This window comes from Lacticaseibacillus salsurivasis, from assembly GCF_036246225.1.
GTDB classification, from domain to species: Bacteria; Bacillota; Bacilli; order Lactobacillales; family Lactobacillaceae; genus Lacticaseibacillus; species Lacticaseibacillus salsurivasis.
In genome coordinates, this window is the sequence record NZ_BTTP01000003.1 from 17,838 (window position 1) to 36,666 (window position 18,829).

The following is an 18,829-nucleotide window of genomic DNA, read 5'->3' on the forward strand; positions in this document are numbered from 1 at the left end:
ATAAAATTAGCGGTTCACGCCACCAGCGTTGGCCATGGCACCACGAATATCGTTATCAGACACGAGATTCAAATCACCGCTGATGGTCAGCTTCAAGGCACTGGCGGTGTCGGCGTAATCGATTTGGGCCTGCGGATCAAAGCCATGCTTCAGCGCATGGAGCAACCCGGCGCCAAAGGCATCACCAGAAGCCACCCCTTCAAACACGTGCATGTGATACACCGGGCCTTGGTAGAATTGACCGGCTTGCCACATCAAAGCGGTGCAATCATGCTGTTCGACGGAATGAATGTTGCGGACCACGCTGGCAATGGTGTGCAGGTTGGGGTATTTGGCCGCAAGCTGCGCCATGGCCGTTTTGAAGCTCGGCAGCTGATCGATGCCGGTGCTCATATCGCCATCGAAGGCTTTAATGCCCAGGGCGGCTTCGAAATCTTCATCATTGGCCAGCAGAATATCAACAAACGGCATGTACCGGGCAATCACCGGCTGCGCCTGCTCAGGGGTCCAAAGCTTGCCGCGGTAATTGGCGTCCAGGCAGACCTTGATGGCGTGGGCGTGGCAATAAGCCAAGGCCTCGTCTAAGGCAGCGGCCAAGGCCGGCGAAAGGGCAGGGGTGATGCCGGAGAAGTAGAAATAATCGACCCCCGTTAATATGGTGGGCCAGTCAAACTCGCTGGCTTCGGCTAAGGCAAAGGCACTGCCGGCGCGATCGTAAACCACATTGGTGCTGCGAATTGAGGCGCCTTTTTCAAAAAAGTAAATTCCAAGCCGCGGGCCGCCTTGCAGGACGCGGCTGGTTTCGACACCAAATTCGCGCAGGGTATTAAGCGCTTTTTGCCCGAGCAAATTAGCCGGCACTTTGGTCAGCACCGCTGCCTCATCGCCGAGCTGGGCCAAAGACACCGCGACATTGGCCTCGGCACCGCCGTAATTGGCCTCGAAGGTGTTCGTTTGCAAAATGCGCTGGTGATCCACTGGCTTCAGCCGCAGTAGCATTTCACCCATGGTTAAAATCGTTGACATGACAATCACTCCTTACTGGTAAATGTAAGCCTTTTATGTCTAAAATCAGTGTAACATATTCTTTAGGCAAACGGTTTCCTAAATGTCGGTAAAGGCGTACAATGTGCTTGTTAGGAATTGATTGAACAGTTAAAGGAGACTCTGCAACATGCAAAAAGTTGAGAACTTATTGCGCCTCAAGCAAGCTGGCGTGGTCGCGGTGATTCGCGACGACACCCCTGAAGGCGCGCTGAAACAAAGTGACGCGGTAATTGCCGGGGGCGTGACTGCCATTGAATTGACCTTCACGGTGCCGAATGCGGCGAACGTCATTCAAGAACTGGCCCAAAAGTACCGCGATGATGCCAGTGTCATCATCGGCGCCGGTACGGTGCTTGATCCGGTAACGGCCCGGCTGGCCTTGTCAGCTGGCGCAGCCTTCATCGTGAGCCCGTCCTTCAACGCGGAAGTAGCCAAGATGTGCAATCTGTACAACATTCCTTACACACCTGGCTGCATGACGCCTACGGAAATTCAGCGCGCTTTGGAAGCGGGTTGTGATCTGGTCAAGCTATTCCCAGGCGCTGTGATGCATCCAGCCATGGTCAAGGCCGTCAAGGCACCCTTCCCACAGCTATCGATCATGCCGACTGGTGGGGTTGCGCTGGACAACATGGCCGAATGGTTTGCCGCAGGGGTCACCTTGGTCGGCGCCGGCTCCAACTTAACTGCCGCCGCCAAGACTGGCGATTATGCTGGGGTCACGGCCACCGCTAAGGCTTACAAAGCCGAATTGGACCGCATCCGCGGCTAAGCGGCGCTGGTGGCGCTTAAACTGTCAACTAAGCCGAAAAAAACTCAGGCCACCACTGACCTGAGTTTTTTGATTCCCGTTTACTGTTTAGCGGCATCGTCGACCTCATCTAGTCCCATGTGCTCGAGAATGAGCATCGCCGTTTCTTCAATCGAGCGGTGAGCGGTGTTGATCACCATGCACCCAAGCTTTTTGTAAAGGTCATCGGCAAATTGCAATTCGTCGTTAACCTGGCCGCGAGCCGAGTAGGCGGTATCTGGATCGAGGCCATAAGCGATCATGCGCTGACGCCGGAATTCCATGAGCACTGAAGCATCGGTGGTGAGCCCGACGATTTTCTTGGGATCGACTTTCCAGATTTCTTCCGGAATGTGCGCATTTGGCACCAGCGGCAAGTTCGCCACTTTGAGATTGCGGTTGGCGAGGAACAGCGACAGTGGGGTTTTGCTGGTGCGCGATACGCCCAGAAGCACGATGTCAGCTTCCAGGAAACCCTTGGGATCCTTCCCGTCATCATACAGTACGGCGAATTCCATCGCGGAGATGCGATCGAAGTACTTTTCATCAAGGTCATGGACCGCGCCAGCCACGCCGCTGGGGGCTTCACCGGTGCCTTGACTGACGGCTTTGAGAATCGGCGTCATCACATCAATCAGTGGCACCTTGATTTGCTGGGCATATTCTTTGGCGACATGCGCCATGCCTGGTGTCACCAGGGTGGCAATCACGATGCCATCGTCTTTTTTGGCCGCATCTAAGGTGCTCATCAGTTTGGTTTGATCATGCACAAACGGGAAGCGCAGATAATGGGCACTTTGATCGGCAAATTGCGCCGCGGCGGCTTGAGCCAGCTTGAGGCCGGTTTCGCCGATTGAATCTGAGATAATATAGTAATTCGTTGCTGCCATGTTCATCCACCTTTCGCCCGAACCTAGGGCGGGATTGTTCGCTGCATTGCGTTCGCTTTCATTTTACCATAGCTGACGGGGAGAAAAAGCTTAGGCCTTCAGGGATAAAAATCACAGATTATCGCCAATTTCGATAAATGCTGTATTGACGCGATTTTTCAACTTAGATATAATAGACAAGAACTTGCGATGGTATCTATCAATGGTTACACAAGTGTCGGAGGGAGGGATATCATATGGCAAAGACGGTCGTTAAGAAAAACGAATCTCTCGATGATGCTCTTCGGCGCTTCAAGCGCACCGTATCCAAGTCAGGTACTTTAGCCGAATACCGGAAGCGGGAATTCTACGAAAAGCCAAGCGTTAAGCGGAAGTTAAAATCTGAAGCTGCACGCAAGCGCAAGAAGTTCTAATTTTCGCCAAAGCGCGCGCCGATTGTGGCGCGCGTTTTTTGCGTCAGAAAGGAAGATCAACATGGCAGTATTGGATCAATTGAACGAACAAATGAAAACGGCAATGAAGGCCAAGGACAAGCAAACCTTAAGCACCGTGCGGATGCTTAAATCCGCCTTGCAAAACAAGCAGATTGACTTGGGTCATGACCTCACGCCGGAAGACGAAAAGGCAGTTCTTTCCACTGAGCTGAAGCAGCGCAAAGAGAGCTTGGAAGAATTCAGCAAAGCGGGGCGCGAAGATTTGGTGACGCCGCTGGAAGCCGAAATCAAAATCGTCGAAGCTTATCTGCCAGCGCAACTCGATGAAGCCGCAGTGACCAAACTGGTCGATGAAACCATCGCCGAAGTCGGCGCTACCGGCAAAAGCGATTTTGGTAAGGTCATGAAGACCCTGATGCCAAAAGTGAAAGGCCAAGCCGATGGAGCCATGGTCAATCGCATCGTCAAGGCTAAGTTAAACTAAGCTTGCTAGCCCGCCCAGCTTTCATGGACGGGTTTTTGATTGCCGCCGCTACGGCGCGAGGTGATGCGCTTTATGGTAGAATAAAAGCAAATCATTAAGGGGGCCGCTTTTTGCCAGAAACTGTGGAAAAGACGCTGACATTGGCCAGCGCAGATCAAGCAATTGCCATTGCCGGCATCAATGATCAGAACCTGACCTTGATCGAAGAAGGACTGGATGTGCTGATTGCCCCATTCGGCCAGGAGCTGCGCTTGTCAGGCACCCCAGCGGCCACGAGTTTAGCTTACCAGCTCATCACGCAATTGCTGACGTTGCTGGGCCGAGGCATTGCCGTGGCGCCACAAGATGTGGTGTCAGCCATCAACATGGCCAAACGCGGCACTTTGGAGTATTTTGCTGACATGTACAGTGAAACACTGATTCGTGATGCCAAAGGCGCACCGATTCGCGTCAAGAATTTTGGCCAGCGCCAGTACGTGCAGTCGATCAAGCACAATGATATTACCTTCGGCATCGGCCCAGCCGGCACCGGGAAAACTTACCTGGCAGTGGTCATGGCCGTCGCCGCGATGAAGGCTGGCGAGGTCGAAAAAATCATTCTCACCCGGCCGGCGGTTGAAGCCGGTGAAAACTTGGGCTTTTTACCTGGGGATTTGAAGGAAAAAGTCGACCCTTACCTGCGGCCGATTTATGATGCCTTGTACGCGGTGCTTGGCACGGATCACACCAATCGCTTGATGGACCGCGGCGTGATCGAAATTGCACCACTGGCCTACATGCGTGGGCGCACCTTGGACAATGCCTTTGCCATTTTGGATGAGGCCCAAAACACCACCCAGATGCAAATGAAGATGTTTCTGACGCGGCTCGGGTTTTCGTCGAAGATGATTGTCAACGGCGACATCACCCAAATCGATTTGCCGCCTAACCAACACAGTGGCTTGATACAGGCGCGGGAGATTCTCAAAGATATCGATCACATTGGCTTTGCCACCTTTGCCGCCAGCGATGTGGTGCGGCATCCGGTGGTGGCAAAAATCATCGAGGCGTACGGCGAGGCCAGTGAGCAGTCCAAAGCTTAGCGAAGGAGACAGCGATGGAAAGAACGCCCAAATTTAGTCATCGCGCTTTAGCACTGCTGCTGATGTTTAGCGCAGTGCTGTTTGCGTTGGCCGCTTGGATTTTGTGGCCGCGGCCGCTGCAGGTGAAAGTCAATACTGCCGCGCCGCAAACCATCATTGCCACGCAAACCGTGCAAGATCTTGCCAGCACTAAAAAGGCCCGGGTGGCGGCCGCTAATGCCACCACGCCGGTGTACAGTTATGATCAAAGCATCAGCACCAAACAAGCCGATCAACTCACGCGATTTGAAAAAGCCTTAGCGACGGTGGAAACCACCGCCACCAGCAAAGCGCAGATGGCCTTGAAAAAGGCGCAAAAGGAGAATGCTAATGCCGTACTGGCAGTGCCGACGCCGGCGGAGCTGACCAAAGCCTTCCGCGCCCAATACAGCAAGGCCGATTATCCTTATTTCTATCAATTCAGTACGGCCTTTTTAACCCAGGCTTATGGGTTAACGCAGGCCCAGCGCCAGCAAGCCTTTGAAGCCGCCAGTAAAGCCGTCGCTGGTCAGCTTGCCGGACGGGTCACCAGCGATCAACTGACAACCGCCAAGCAAACCGCGCGGCGCGCCGTCAAAGCGGCTAATTTAACCGCGGCGCAAAGCAAAGTGGCCACGACCTTGGTCAACCAAAGCCTGATTGCCAATGAATTGGTGGATACCACGAAAACCAAGGCCAAGCAAGCGGCTGCCGCCGCAGCGGTCAAGCCGGTCGCCATTTTGCAAGGGCAGGTGATTGTGCAGCAAGGGCAGCTCATCGATCAAAGCGTGCTGCATCAAATCACCGTGCTGGGCCTGACCAAACGCAAGGCGCCTTGGGCCTTATTAGGGTTTGGCGTACTGCTCTTGGTGCAGGCGTTGGCGGTACTGGCGCTGCTCATGGATCATCCCCGGGCGGAACAAGCAAAGGAAATGCTGCTTTACGGCAGTGGCATGCTAAGCGTGGCGCTCATCATGTTGGGGTTGCGCTACTTGGCGAATACCAGTGGGGCCAACTTGGCCTTGCTACTGCCGGCGGCGCTCCTGCCGCTCATTTTCCGCACGTTCATTGATCGCCGGTGGGGGCTACTAGCGGCTTTGATGCAAACGCTGCTCGCCTACTTCATCTTCTATTCCACCACGGGCACCATTTTTACTGCTGGCACGGCGGTCGCCTACTTAACCACTGGTATCTTGGCGGTGATGATTCCAAAGCGGCGCCTGAATGATGTCCTGCAGCGCGTGGCGTTTTGGGTGTTGGTGCTGAATCTCGCCTTGACAGTCAGTTTGATGCTGATGCAAGGGGCGCGGTTCACCAGCAGTTTGACCTGGCAGACGCTCGGCTTCACCCTGGTGGGACAGGTGCTCGGTTACATTTTGGCCATTGGCATCACGCCGTATCTGGAGTTGATCTGGCGTGATGATGCGATTTTCCGCCTGAATCAGTTAAGCAATCCGAATGACCCGCTGCTGCGCGAACTGTTGACCAAGGCGCCGGGGACGTATCATCACAGCATGATGGTGGCGAGTCTGGCCGCCAACGCTGTGGCAAAAATTGGCGGCCGGGCGATGCTGACGCGCGTGGCATGTTATTATCATGATGTGGGTAAGTTGAGGCGGCCGCTTTATTTTACTGAGAACATGCCGAATGGCTTCGATAGCCCGCACCAGCATTTGTCGGCGCAGGCCAGCGCTAAAATTATTTTTGCCCATGTTGATGATGGGGTGGCGATGCTCAAGGCACGCCACATGCCGCAATTCATCATTGATATTTGCCAGCAGCATCATGGCACCACCTTGATGAAATACTTCTACATGGAAGCGTTAAAAACGGATCCAAGTACGCCAGAATCGCAGTACCGCTATCAAGGCCCGAAGCCGCAGAGCATCGAGGCGGCGGTGATCAATCTGGCGGATACTTGCGAAGCCGCCATCCGCTCGATGAAGCAGCCAACGCCAGAGAAGATACACGATTTTGTCCATCACATCACTGACGAGCGGCTTGCAGATGGGCAATTCGATGAAGCGCCGATTACCGTGGCGCAGCTGCGGCAAGTCGAAGCTTCACTAGAAGCGGGCTTAGCTAGCACCTTTTATACGCGCATCGAGTACCCGCAAACACCAGATGATATTAAATGACCTTAAAGGAGAATCCCATGGACCTGGAATTGTATGATGACCAAAAGCGTTTGTCGCCAGAACATACCAAATTGGTCAAAGAATTGGTTGAGTTTGCCGCCAAGACGCTGGAAAAGGCGCCAGATACGGAGATGTCGATTACCATCGTTGATGATGCCGAAATTAACCGGATCAACAAAGAATACCGCGACACTGACCGCGTCACGGATGTCATCAGTTTTGCCATTGAAGATGGTGACGAAGAGGTGTTGTCAGGTTTCCCCGACATGCCGGAAAACATCGGCGATTTGTTCATTGATCCTGACCAAGTGGCGCGCCAAGCGGACACTTACGAGCATTCCTTTGAACGTGAATTGGGCTACACCGTGGTCCATGGCTTCTTGCATCTCAACGGGTACGACCACATCAAGCCGGAAGATGAGGCGGTTATGATTCCGTTGCAAGAGAAGATTTTGACCGCCTATGGCCTCACCCGCTAAGCAAACCAGCAAAAATCGGCACTTCGGCCAGTCGTTCCGGCACGCGCTGGCAGGGCTAGTGACGGTGTTCAGGCATGAAGGTAACTTTCGGCGGGAAAGTCTAGCTGCGCTGCTGGTGTTTCTGGCCGCGGCAGTGCTGCGAGTCAATCGCTTTAGCTGGCTACTGCTGGTGCTGGCAGTCTTGTTGGTTTTTTTGTGTGAACTGTGGAACACCATCATCGAAGCGCTGGTCGACCTAGAGGTTGAAGGCCGCTACGATGTGCGCGCCAAGCGCATCAAAGACATGAGTGCCGGCGCCGTGCTCGTGGCCGCGCTGATTGCGGTGGTATGCGGCGTGTACGTGTTTTTCCCGCCATTGTGGCATTTAATTGGAGGCAATTCATGGATGATTTAATTGCAGCAGCCCAAAAAGCGCGCCAAAACGCCTACATCCCGTACTCGCATTTTGCCGTCGGCGCGGCCGTGCAAGTCGAGGGACACATTTTTGCGGCGTGCAACATTGAAAACGCCAGCTACGGCCTGGCGATGTGCGCTGAACGCAACGCCATGTTTCAGGCCGTGGCTGCTGGGTATACGCACTTGGAGGCGATTGCGGTGATTGGCGATACCGCCGGCCCAATTTCACCATGCGGGGCGTGCCGGCAGGTGATGGCGGAGTTCTTCGCTCTGGACGCGCCGGTGTATCTGGCGAATCTGAATGGGCAGGTTCAGCCGACCACGGTTGCGACTTTGCTGCCTGGCGCCTTTACTAAAGGAGATTTGAAATGACAACGCATCACTCAGGTTTTGTGGCCATTATTGGCCGGCCCAACGTCGGCAAATCGACGTTTATGAATCGCTTGCTCGGCGAAAAAATCGCCATTATGTCACCAAAAGCGCAAACGACGCGCAACAAGATCAATGGGATTTATACTACCGACGACGCCCAAATTGTCTTCGTTGATACTCCAGGGATTCACAAGCCCAAAAATCAGTTGGATGACTACATGGATAAGGCCGCGCTGTCGACGCTCAATCAAGTCGACGCCGTGCTCTTCATGGTGGCCGCCGATGAGGCGATGGGCCCTGGCGACCAGTACATCATCAATCAGCTGCGGCCGGTGAAAACGCCGGTGTATTTGCTGATCAACAAAATTGATCTGGTGCATCCCGACGACTTGCTGCCGCGCATTGCCCAATACGAAAAGGCGCTGCATTTTGCTGGCGTCTACCCGCTGTCTGCCACAATGGGGAACAATGTCGAGGAGCTGGTGCAGGATTTAATTACCGCCTTGCCAGAAGGCCCGCAGTTTTATCCTGAAGATCAGCTCACCGATCACCCAGAATATTTTGTCGTGGGGGAATTGATTCGCGAAAAAGTCCTAGAACTGACCCGTGATGAGGTGCCACACTCTTCTGCGGTGCAAGTGGAACGCATGAAAGACCGCGTCAATGGCAAACTGCAGATTGAGGCCTACATCATTGTCGAACGCGATAGCCAAAAAGGCATTGTGATTGGCAAAGGCGGGGCGATGCTGAAGCAAATCGGTATCCGTGCGCGGCAAGACATCGAAGCCCTGCTCGGCGAGCGCGTGAACTTGAAGCTGTGGGTGCGCGTGCAGAAGAACTGGCGCGACAACAACCAGTACCTGAGAAGTCTCGGCTACAACAGCAAGGATCTTCGCTAACATGAGCAAGCGCAATGTCGCCTTTCAGGGGCTGGTTTTGAGCCGGCAAAATTATCGCGAATCTGATTTACTGGTGAAACTCGCCACGGCTGAGTATGGCAAGAAGATGTTTTTGTTGCATCGGGCCAAAAAGCCCGGTTTTCGGATGACGGCAGGGATTTTACCGTTCACCCAGGCCGACTACACCGGTACCATCAATGAAGATGGTCTGTCTTACCTGACCACGGTGCAAAGCGCACATCAGTTTCAGCACATTGCCGAAGACATTACGCTTAACGCCTATGCCACGTATATTTTGGGTCTGATTGACCTCGCTTTTCCCGATGGCGAGGCGCTAGGGACTTGGTATGATTTTGCTGAAACCAGTTTGGCCCTGATCGACGATGGTGTTGACCCAGCCATTGTCACCAACATTGCCGAAGTGCAGTTGCTGGGGGCATTTGGGGTGGCCCCGAACTGGCGCGGCTGCGTGCTGGATGGGCGCAGCGACTTACCACTGGATTTTTCCGAACGCTACGGTGGCCTGCTGTGTCAAAACCACTGGCCGGAAGACGCATATCGCTTTCATGTTCAGCCCAAGGCCCTGTATTTATTGCGGCAATTTTCAGTGCTGGATTTGCATCAAGTCCATGCGGTGACGGTGACTGCCGCCACCAAAAAAGAACTGCGCCGCGTGCTCGACCGTATATACACCGATATGGTCGGCACTGTCCCCAAAGCCAAGCGCTTTTTAGACCAAATGCAGCAATGGCAAGACCATTTGCCGCCTGCTCCGCAATCTGATCCCGGAAAGGAACCTCATGACGCCCATTAAATTGATTGCTAGTGATCTTGATAATACTTTGCTGCTGGCCGATAGCACTTTGCCGGCAGGCATTTTTGACCGTATTCGCCAGCTCCATGCGGCTGGCATCGAATTTGTGGCTGCCAGCGGCCGCGGCGTGTACACGCTGGAAGACTTGTTCGCACCGGTAGCGGACCAAATGAGCTTCGTCGCCGAAAATGGTGGCATCATCAAGCGGCAGGGCCAAGTCCTGGCGCAAAACATGCTGAAGCCGGAAGAAACCGCCGAAGTGGTGGCTTATGTGCGCACCCAGCCGGATGTGATTGCAATTGGCAATGCGCTAGATGCCACTTATCTCGATGCCAGCGAAGCCGACTACCAGCCGGAGCTGAGTTCGTTTATCAGTCGCTTTGCCATTGCGCCTGATCTCACTCAAGCGCCGGTGCCAATGGCGAAGTTGTCGCTGTATTTCCGCGCTGGCGGCGCCTACGCCGCCTTTCCGCGCATCGAGGCGCAATTCGGCGACCGCTATGGCCTGACCGTGGGCGGCGAAACCTTCATCGATGTCATGCCGAAAACCACCAATAAAGGCCTCGGGCTCACGCAACTGGGCGCGGCGCTGAACATTACGCCGGCTGAGATGATGGCCTTTGGCGATACCAACAATGATATTCAGATGATGCAAACCGTGAAATACGGGGTGCTCGTTGCCAATGCGACGCCGAACATGGCCGCCTATGCGGATTACCGCACCGCCAGCAATCTTGACCTTGGGGTGCTCAAAGCAATTGATGGCGTGCTGGCAGGGCAACTGCCGGCGCATGTCTAAACCTAAACCATCAAAAAAGCCTCAACCATCACGCTAAGCGCGCCGTGGTTGAGGCTTTTTGAGTTATTCAACACAAGTAAAGCGGGGTTCCAGTAGCTCTCGCACGTAGACTTCTGCTTCCTCCCGCGTGGTGGGATGCTGGCCGAGGAAAATCCATTCCATGATCAGCAGCACCGTTGAGCTGTAATGCTTCGCCACCAGTTCCACTGGTGTTTTGAGTTCCTGCGGCTTGGCGCGGGCAGTGAACAGCTCCGTAAACACACTAGTGAAGTACTGGATAAAGTGGTTCACCAGCTGACTATCAAGCGGATTGTGTGACACCACCGCAATCAATAAGTCATGATGGGAGTCAAACAGATGGTAGATTTGGTCGAAAGCCGCCATAAAGCTGGCGTCTGTCGGGTCGCCGCTGATTTGATCCAAGTGCACTTCTCGCCGCATCCGATACCAGCAGTAGGTGAGTAAGTCATACTTATCGTCAAAATAATTATAGAAGGTCGCGCGCGGATAGTCGGCGGCTTCACATAAAGCATTGACGCTGATTTTTTCAAACGGCTTTTCGCCGAGCATGATCAGCATCGTTTCTGAAAACGCTTTAAGCGTGCGGGCCGCGCCCCGGGTGGTTTTTTGCGCTGGATCGTATTTCATGAGCGGTTACCTCTTCAATGATTTTCTTTTGCAATTTGCAACATCTGTCCAGATTTCGACGCTTGGATAGAGATTGTCCCTTGTCTAGCCTTCTCCTGTAATCTACCATAGCAATGAATGTTTTACAACTGTCTAAACGTAAACAGATGAATGGAGTAAACGCGGATGAAAAACTTTTTGAAACATCATGGCCTCGCAGCAGTGATTTGGGCGCTGCTGGTGATTGTGGCCGTTGTCTTCATGCCTGATGTCAACGCCTTGGTGCGCGACAACGGGGCGGTGAAGCTGCCTGACAATGTGCCTAGTCAGGTCGCCACCCGGATTCAAAAAAAGGCTAATCACAATCGCAAAGTCTCAACCTACACGGCGGTGTTCAACAGTAAACACGCGTTGACCGCCAAGCAGAGCCGGGCCATTGACCGCAAGCTTAAGGCCCTGAAAAGTGAATCCGGGCTGACGATTACCACGGTGATGCGGCCCAGTGAAAATGCGCAAACTAAAAAGCAACTGATCAGTGGCGACAAAACCACGCAGCTGGCGCAAATCACCGTCAAAAAAGGCCCACTGGTCAAAACCCAGGTCAAAAAACTGCAGGCTCAGCTGAAAACGAGTGGCCTGAAGACCTATGTCACCGGGGTCGACGCCTTGAATGACGACTTCTCAACCGTGACCGAAAAAGGGATTCAAAAAACCGAAATCATCGCGATTATTTTCATCTTCATCGTGCTGATCATCGTCTTTCGCTCCCCAATTGTGCCGGTGATTTCACTGCTGAATGTCGGGGTCGCCTTCATCACCAGCCTCAGCGTGGTCATGAACCTGGCGGCGCATGCCGGTTTTCCAATTTCCAACTTCACCCAAGTCTTCATGGTCGTGGTGCTGTTCGGGATTGGGACCGACTACGATATTCTTCTTTATGATTACTTCAAAGGTCAGCTAGCGAAAGGGAAAACCGCGCTGGAGGCGACCGCCGAAACGCGTCGCCATGGCGGCCGCACTGTGCTTTACTCCGGGGTGACGGTTTTGATCGGGTTCTCGGTGCTCTGGCTGGCCAAGTTTACTTTCTATCAAAGTGCTTCGGCGGTCGCGATTGGCGTGTTGGTGCTCTTGCCAGTGCTGCTGACGCTGAACATGTTCTTCATGGCCACACTTGGCGCTAAAATGTTCTGGCCAAGCCGCGTGGATGGCGGGGAAAGTTCCAGCAAGCTCTGGTACTGGCTGTCTCGCGGGGCGATGAACAAGCCGGCGCTGTGGCTAGCTGCCATTGCCATTCTGGCGGTACCGTTTACCATGGCAATGAACGCCGAAGAAAACTTCAACAATGCGGATGAATTGCCCACGAGTTATCAATCCAAGCAGGGCTATGTCCTGATTCAAAAGCATTTCTCCAAAGGCATGACCGCGCCAGCGACGATTTACATTCAAAGCAAAACGCCGCTCAACACGCAAGCCAAGCTGGCGGCGATAGACGATTTGACCCAGTATCTACAAAAAGAACCAGGCGTTAAAACCGTCGCTTCTGTTACTGAACCTGGCGGCAGCCGCATCGACGCCATGTACCTGCGCAGTCAGTTGACCACCATCACCAAAGGCCTAGCCGAATCACAAAAAGGTTTAGCGACCTTGAAAAAGGGCCTTGCTGATGCGAATACGCAGCTTAAAGCCCAAAATATAAGCGGCTCGATGGCACAAGTGCAAACCTTAGCCGATGGTAGTCAAGAGCTCGCCGATAAAATGGCGACCTTGCAAGCCGGTCTCAAAACCTATACCGCTGGCGTCAGCACGGTGAACAGCGGCACCCAAACGTTGAAAAATAGTGCCGGCGCCCTGGTTTCAGGCTCGCAGCAATTACAAGCCGGCAGCGATCAGCTCAATGCTGGCGCGCAGAAGATCAATGACAACATGAGTACCCTGAAAGATGGGGCCAATCAAGTGAGTGCTGGGACCCAAACCATGAACGACAAGGTTCAGCAACTCGCCACCGCTGGTAATCAGCTCAATCAAAGTCTGAACGGGTTATATCAAGCACTCACCACCATGAATACGCAGGCCGCCGCGCTGCTGGCACAGCTAAATGCGCAGGCTGGCGGCACCCAGCCCGGCTTGCTACAAACTGCCGTCACTGGCATTCAAGCCGGCTTAACGCAGGTCAACCAAGGCCTGAATGGGGCGGCTAGTGAAGTCAATACCGCCGCCGCGCAAGTGAACCAGTTGGCTGCTGGGGCGGCTAAAGTCGCTAGTGGCGCTAATGCCATGAACGCCGGTACCCAAACGTTGGCCAATGGCACTGCTTCACTGGCGGCGAATATGGCCGCGTTAAGCGGCGGTGCGAGCCAGGCCGTCAGTGGCATTAATCAGCTCGCCAACGGGACTTCGCAACTCGCCGCGCAAAACGGCACCCTTAACTCAGGCACCGCCGCGTTAACCAGCGGCGCCGGCCAAGTCAACGCTGGCGTGCAGGAGCTGAATACCAAGCTTAAGGCGATGGCGAGTCAAGTCGACAAGCTGGGCGATGGCTTGACCACCGCCACCAAAGCGCTAGGGGCGCTTGAAGCCGGGAATTCAAGTATGGATGATTACCTGACTGAGCTGAAAGGCTCATACATGGGCAATCAGTTCTATCTGCCGAAAGCCACCATTAAGAGCAGTCAGTTCAAACCGGCGCTGGATGCCTATATGTTTGATCATAATCGCATCACGACTTTGACCGTCGTCTTCAAAGGCGATCCGAACTCGGCCAAAGCAGACCAGCAGTTCACCACGTTGCAAAAAGACTTGAATGCTAAGTTGAAGCATGGGGCGCTGGGCAAGGCCACCGTGGCCATCGGCGGGCAAACCGCCGAAGATCACGACTTACGGAACCTGGCCAATGGCGACTTCTTGCGCACCGCCGCCATCATGGTGATTGGGATCTTCATCGCGTTGATTTTCGTCACCGAATCGATTTTGCAACCGATCACGATTTTGGCCACCTTGGTCACCGCGTATGTGACTTCGATGGGGCTGACGCGGCTGATTTCCAGTACTGTGCTAGGGCGGCCACTGTTGACCTGGAACACGCCGTTCTTCACCTTCATCATGTTGATGGCCCTCGGGGTCGATTACAGTATCTTCCTCATGGTGCGCTTCAAGGATGGCACCATTGAACCTGATGTGCGGGTTCGGATGCTGAAAGCCGCCACCACCATCGGGGCAGTCGTGCTTAGCGCCGCCGTCATTTTAGGCGGAACCTTCGCCGCCTTGATGCCAAGTGGCGTCACGACGCTCATTCAAGTAGCGTTAGGCGTCATCGTTGGGCTCGTGCTGCTGGTCATTTTGCTACCAATCAGCATGTCAGCTTTGGTTAGCCTGAATGAATGGCACCACGCCCGTGAAAATGGGCATCAAGAAAACGAATAGCAAGCCGAAATCCGCGTCAGTCTGGCGCGGATTTTTATGTTATGCTCAACCCTGAGGTGAGGATATGAGAAATATGGCAGTATACTGCGGCGCCTATGCCGGTGCGGATCAACGGTTCACGCAAGTCGCGCAGGCTTTAGGCCAGTGGCTGGTGGCCCACGATTACGCCTTGGTGTATGGCGGTGGCGGTGTGGGCTTGATGGGCGAAATTGCGACCGGCGTGCTCGCCGCCGGCGGCACGGTGACCGGAGTGATGCCAGAAAATCTCGTAGCCCGCGGCGCCGCGATGCCTGGCCTGACCCATTTTGAAACTGTCGCGAACATGGCCGTCCGAAAATCACGCATGCTGGACCTGGCTGACGTGTGCGTGGCGCTGCCGGGCGGGGTGGGCACTCTCGAAGAAATCAGTGAAGCCTTCTCTTGGGCCCGCGTCGGCGATAACGCCAGTCCCTGCATCTTTTTCAACGTTAATGGCTATTATGACCGCTTGGCAGCATTCTTTGATCAGATGGTGACTGACAGATTCTTATCTGCGGCGGATCGAAGCAAGGTGCTATTCACCAGTGATTTTAACGAAATGGCGCAGTTTATCGCCGAGTATCAGCCCCCAAAAGTGCGGACATACCACCAGAACCTTTGAATAGCGGTAGCATTCCCTTAATAGTTGGACATTGAAACGGTTTACGTACTATCGAGGACAGTACCACCGGAGCAGCCATGGGCTCAGGGGTGAAATTGTTCTTAGCCAGCGGTTTGAGCTGGCTTAGAACAAGCCCCGCCTTTGAGACTCGCGCAGCGAGGCTCAAAGCGGTGGCCACCCCGTTCCAGCCCATGGCTGCGGAGGTGGTCCTGCCCGGCCGTTCACAGTTTACCCATCCGACACCATGTGCTATACTATTCAGGAAATTAATCGGTGATGAGAAAAAGAGTCTTTCTTCAGGTGCTGGTCAGCGAGCAAGGGACAGTGGGAGCCTTGTCAGCACAGAAAGACTGGCGTTTTCGAGCCAGGTTTAAGTAAGGGCAAGTCTCTGACTTGAAGTAGGGTGGAACCGCGCGCAAGCGTCCCTATGCCAATATTGGCATAGGGACGCTTTTGCATTCTCAGCACCAGAAAAGAGGAAATCATGACACAGAAAATGAGTGTTCAGAAGATGATCCAAACGCTCCAAAACTTCTGGGCGGATAAAGGCTGCATGCTGATGCAAGCCTACGATACGGAAAAAGGGGCCGGCACTATGAGCCCGTACACGTTCTTGCGCGCCATTGGCCCAGAACCTTGGGCCGCAGCCTATGTCGAGCCTTCTCGCCGGCCGGCTGATGGCCGTTACGGGGAAAACCCGAACCGTTTGTACCAACATCATCAGTTTCAGGTGGTCATTAAGCCTTCACCAGCTGAAATCCAAGACTATTACCTGGATTCGCTGCGCGCCCTTGGCATTGAACCGCTGGAACATGATATCCGCTTTGTGGAAGATAACTGGGAAAACCCATCGATGGGTTGCGCCGGCGTGGGTTGGGAAGTGTGGCTGGATGGCATGGAAGTCAGCCAGTTCACTTACTTCCAAGTCGTTGGCGGCCTGGAAGTCTCCCCAGTCACCAGCGAAATCACTTATGGCGTGGAACGGCTAGCGTCCTACATTCAAGACGTCAACTCGGTATTTGATTTGGAATGGGGCGACGGCGTTTTATACGGCGACATTTTCAAGGAGCCTGAATACGAGCATTCCAAGTACAGCTTTGAAGAAAGTGACCAGAAGATGCTGCTAACCTTCTTTGATGCGTATGAAAAAGAGGCTTGGCGGCTGATGGATCTTGGTTTGGTGCATCCGGCCTATGACTATATCCTGAAGTGTTCCCACACCTTCAACCTGTTGGATGCGCGCGGCGTGGTTTCCGTCACCGAACGGGCCGGGTATTTGAGCCGTATTCGCAAAATGGCGCATAAAGTAGCACGCGCTTTTGTTGAGGAACGCAAAAAGCTTGGATTCCCATTACTGCAACATCATGAGGAGGCAGCAAACTAATGGCAACTTACTTATTAGAAATTGGCTTGGAAGATATGCCAGCTCATGTGGTGACCCCAAGTGTCAACCAACTGGCGCAAAAGGCCGGTAAATTCCTCAAGGAGCAGCACCTCGACTACGGGGCAATCACCACGTATTCAACCCCGCGGCGCCTGGCACTTGAAATTACCGATTTAGCCGCTAAGCAGGCGGATACCGAAGAAGATGTCAAAGGCCCGGCCAAAAAGATTGCCCAAGATGCTGAAGGCAACTGGTCCAAGGCGGCCATCGGCTTTACCCGCGGTCAAGGGATGACGGTTGATGATATTGTCTTCAAGAATCTCAAAGGCGTTGATTACGTCTATCTGCACAAGGCAACGGCAGGCAAGCCAGCCGCCGACATTCTGCCTGAGTTGATTGATGTCGTCAAGGGGCTGACCTTCCCAACCCGCATGAAGTGGGGCAGTTACGATTTTGAGTACATTCGGCCAATTCATTGGCTGGTGTCACTACTGAATGAAACAGTCGTCCCGATGCAGATTTTAGATATCAAAGCCGGTCGCACCACGCAAGGTCATCGCTTCTTAGGGCAGCCGGTTGAACTCCATTCAGCGACTGACTACAAGGAAGCTTTGCGCGGCCAAAAAGTCTTAGTGGATGCGGCGGAACGTAAGCAGCTGATTACCAAACAAATCAACGAGATTGCCACCGCTAATCACTGGGAGATTGCCCTCGATGCCAATCTGCTGGAAGAGGTCAACAACTTAGTGGAATGGCCAACTGCCTTCGCTGGGCGTTTCGATGAGAAGTACTTAGCCATTCCGGAAGCCGTTTTGATCACGTCCATGAAGGATAACCAGCGCTATTTCTATGCCCGCGATGCCCAAGGACAGCTGGTGAATGCGTTCATCGGGGTGCGCAACGGCAACACCGAGCACCTTGACAATGTCATTCGCGGTAATGTGAAAGTCTTGACCGCGCGGCTGGAAGATGCCGCCTTCTTCTATGCGGAAGACCAAAAGAAGTCGATTGCGGACTTTGTGGCGCGGCTTAAAACCGTTAGTTTCCACGATAAAATCGGCTCGATGGCCGAGAAAATGGCCCGCGTGCAAACCATTGCCGGCCTGCTGGCTGACCAGGTGGGCCTGAGCGAAGCCGATAAAGCGAAGTTGCTGCGCGCCGCTGGCATTTACAAATTCGACCTCGTCACCGCCATGGTCGGTGAATTTGCTGAACTGCAAGGCGTGATGGGGGAAGTCTATGCCAAACTGGCCGGCGAAGACCCAGCTGTGGCGCAGGCCATTCGCGAGCATTACCAGCCGATTTCCGCTGATGGCGCATTGCCGATAAGCTTGATTGGCACGCTCCTGGCGATTGCCGATAAGCTGGATTCCGTCATGAGTTTCTTTGCGGTTGACCTGATTCCAACCGGCTCCAATGATCCTTACGCTTTGCGCCGCCAGGCTTATGGCATTGTGCGGATGATTGCGGCCCATCACTGGGCGTTCAATGTACCAGCCTTGCAGAAGCAAATTGTGCAGGCATTAACCGCTGCTGATCAGCTAAGCAATCTCGACTGGACGAAGAATCAAGCAGCAGTGTCGGCCTTTATCGGTGACCGGGTCGCGCAGTTCTTATCTGAAGGCAAGATCCGTCATGATATCTTGGATGCGGTGGCCGGTTCAGCCACCGTTGACGTGGAAGCCATGATTGATGCCGCCGCTTTGCTGACGCAACATCAAGATGACACTGACTTCAAAGCCGTCATGGAAGCCTTGGGTCGGGTGGTGCGGATTGCCGACAAGAACCCAACTTTGGAGGCCGTTAACCCAGCGCTGTTTGAAAACAGCACAGAAAAGGCCCTTCATGATGCGGTATCTAAAACCAAAGCCAGCTATGACGCCCAGCCGAGCGAAGCTAACTATCAAGCTTTGCGGGCATTGACGCCGGTGATCACGGATTACTTCACAGAAACCATGATCATGGCCGATGATGAGCAGGTCCGCACCAACCGGCTGGCGGAATTGACCGGCCTTGCCGCCCTGATACACCAGTTCGGGGATATCACCGCGGTCATCGTCAAGTAGCTTGCAATTCAAGGCAACGACGGCTATACTATAGCTTGTATTAGTCTGCA

General features: G+C 53.9%; 18 protein-coding genes. 15 read left to right on the forward strand and 3 right to left on the reverse strand.

What is annotated here, in order from left to right; all coding sequences use genetic code 11:
- Nucleotides 1-6: 6 nt before the first annotated feature.
- The gene (locus AAA927_RS03595; protein WP_338215815.1) at nucleotides 7-1,026 is read right to left on the reverse strand and encodes a PfkB family carbohydrate kinase; all 1,020 of its coding nucleotides are present in this window, start codon (nucleotides 1,024-1,026) and stop codon (nucleotides 7-9) included.
- Between the two features lie 148 nt (nucleotides 1,027-1,174).
- Between AAA927_RS03595 and AAA927_RS03600 the strand changes: the two genes are divergently transcribed.
- A complete protein-coding gene (locus AAA927_RS03600; RefSeq protein ID WP_204118950.1) occupies nucleotides 1,175-1,819 on the forward strand; it encodes a bifunctional 4-hydroxy-2-oxoglutarate aldolase/2-dehydro-3-deoxy-phosphogluconate aldolase in 645 nt (214 codons plus the stop codon).
- An 80-nt stretch (nucleotides 1,820-1,899) separates the two neighbouring features.
- Here AAA927_RS03600 and AAA927_RS03605 read toward each other — a convergent pair whose 3' ends face one another.
- Nucleotides 1,900-2,727 carry a pyruvate, water dikinase regulatory protein gene (locus AAA927_RS03605; RefSeq protein ID WP_125579077.1) on the reverse strand — a complete coding sequence of 276 codons (828 nt, stop codon included), beginning with the start codon at nucleotides 2,725-2,727 and terminating at the stop codon, nucleotides 1,900-1,902.
- 236 nt (nucleotides 2,728-2,963) lie between these two features.
- On the opposite strand from AAA927_RS03605, the gene rpsU reads away from it, so the two are divergent.
- The 10 genes from rpsU to AAA927_RS03655 all read left to right on the forward strand — a co-directional run bounded on the left by rpsU (nucleotide 2,964) and on the right by AAA927_RS03655 (nucleotide 10,642).
- On the forward strand, nucleotides 2,964-3,140 hold the full coding sequence (gene rpsU / locus AAA927_RS03610; protein ID WP_054661478.1) for a 30S ribosomal protein S21: 177 nt from the start codon (nucleotides 2,964-2,966) through the stop codon (nucleotides 3,138-3,140).
- 61 nt (nucleotides 3,141-3,201) lie between these two features.
- Nucleotides 3,202-3,645, forward strand: a complete 444-nt coding sequence (locus AAA927_RS03615; RefSeq protein WP_338215822.1) for a GatB/YqeY domain-containing protein — start codon at nucleotides 3,202-3,204, stop codon at nucleotides 3,643-3,645.
- A 110-nt stretch (nucleotides 3,646-3,755) separates the two neighbouring features.
- A complete protein-coding gene (locus AAA927_RS03620; RefSeq protein ID WP_338215824.1) occupies nucleotides 3,756-4,727 on the forward strand; it encodes a PhoH family protein in 972 nt (323 codons plus the stop codon).
- A gap of 14 nt (nucleotides 4,728-4,741) precedes the next feature.
- Nucleotides 4,742-6,883 (forward strand): HD family phosphohydrolase, encoded by a 2,142-nt coding sequence (locus AAA927_RS03625; RefSeq protein ID WP_338215826.1) that lies wholly within the window; start codon nucleotides 4,742-4,744, stop codon nucleotides 6,881-6,883.
- Nucleotides 6,884-6,900: 17 nt separating this feature from the next.
- The gene (ybeY, locus tag AAA927_RS03630) at nucleotides 6,901-7,362 is read left to right on the forward strand and encodes an rRNA maturation RNase YbeY (protein ID WP_204118945.1); all 462 of its coding nucleotides are present in this window, start codon (nucleotides 6,901-6,903) and stop codon (nucleotides 7,360-7,362) included.
- Nucleotides 7,346-7,756, forward strand: coding sequence for a diacylglycerol kinase family protein (locus AAA927_RS03635; RefSeq protein ID WP_338215830.1), 411 nt, complete (start codon nucleotides 7,346-7,348; stop codon nucleotides 7,754-7,756). The genes ybeY and AAA927_RS03635 overlap by 17 nt, the downstream gene beginning before the upstream one ends.
- Nucleotides 7,744-8,130 carry a cytidine deaminase gene (locus tag AAA927_RS03640; protein ID WP_338215832.1) on the forward strand — a complete coding sequence of 129 codons (387 nt, stop codon included), beginning with the start codon at nucleotides 7,744-7,746 and terminating at the stop codon, nucleotides 8,128-8,130. Before AAA927_RS03635 ends, AAA927_RS03640 begins: the two co-directional genes overlap by 13 nt.
- Nucleotides 8,127-9,029: a GTPase Era gene (gene era / locus AAA927_RS03645; protein ID WP_338215834.1), complete on the forward strand. Its 903-nt coding sequence runs from the start codon at nucleotides 8,127-8,129 to the stop codon at nucleotides 9,027-9,029. Before AAA927_RS03640 ends, era begins: the two co-directional genes overlap by 4 nt.
- Before the next feature lies 1 nt (nucleotide 9,030).
- A complete protein-coding gene (gene recO / locus AAA927_RS03650; protein ID WP_338215837.1) occupies nucleotides 9,031-9,843 on the forward strand; it encodes a DNA repair protein RecO in 813 nt (270 codons plus the stop codon).
- Entirely contained in the window at nucleotides 9,830-10,642 is an 813-nt protein-coding gene (locus AAA927_RS03655; protein WP_338215838.1) for an HAD family hydrolase, read from the forward strand. The genes recO and AAA927_RS03655 overlap by 14 nt, the downstream gene beginning before the upstream one ends.
- A 63-nt stretch (nucleotides 10,643-10,705) precedes the next feature.
- On the opposite strand, the gene AAA927_RS03660 is transcribed toward AAA927_RS03655, so the two are convergent.
- The gene (locus tag AAA927_RS03660; protein ID WP_338215839.1) at nucleotides 10,706-11,290 is read right to left on the reverse strand and encodes a TetR/AcrR family transcriptional regulator; all 585 of its coding nucleotides are present in this window, start codon (nucleotides 11,288-11,290) and stop codon (nucleotides 10,706-10,708) included.
- Between the two features lie 165 nt (nucleotides 11,291-11,455).
- Here AAA927_RS03660 and AAA927_RS03665 point away from each other — a divergent pair, with 165 nt between their 5' ends.
- From AAA927_RS03665 to glyS, 4 genes are all read left to right on the forward strand, one after another.
- Nucleotides 11,456-14,689, forward strand: a complete 3,234-nt coding sequence (locus AAA927_RS03665; protein WP_338215840.1) for an MMPL family transporter — start codon at nucleotides 11,456-11,458, stop codon at nucleotides 14,687-14,689.
- 64 nt (nucleotides 14,690-14,753) lie between these two features.
- Complete coding sequence (locus AAA927_RS03670; RefSeq protein ID WP_338215841.1) at nucleotides 14,754-15,329, forward strand: LOG family protein; 576 nt, start codon at nucleotides 14,754-14,756, stop codon at nucleotides 15,327-15,329.
- A 484-nt stretch (nucleotides 15,330-15,813) separates the two neighbouring features.
- On the forward strand, nucleotides 15,814-16,713 hold the full coding sequence (glyQ, locus tag AAA927_RS03675) for a glycine--tRNA ligase subunit alpha (RefSeq protein WP_125579061.1): 900 nt from the start codon (nucleotides 15,814-15,816) through the stop codon (nucleotides 16,711-16,713).
- On the forward strand, nucleotides 16,713-18,779 hold the full coding sequence (glyS, locus tag AAA927_RS03680; RefSeq protein WP_338215844.1) for a glycine--tRNA ligase subunit beta: 2,067 nt from the start codon (nucleotides 16,713-16,715) through the stop codon (nucleotides 18,777-18,779). Before glyQ ends, glyS begins: the two co-directional genes overlap by 1 nt.
- Nucleotides 18,780-18,829 lie beyond the last annotated feature (50 nt).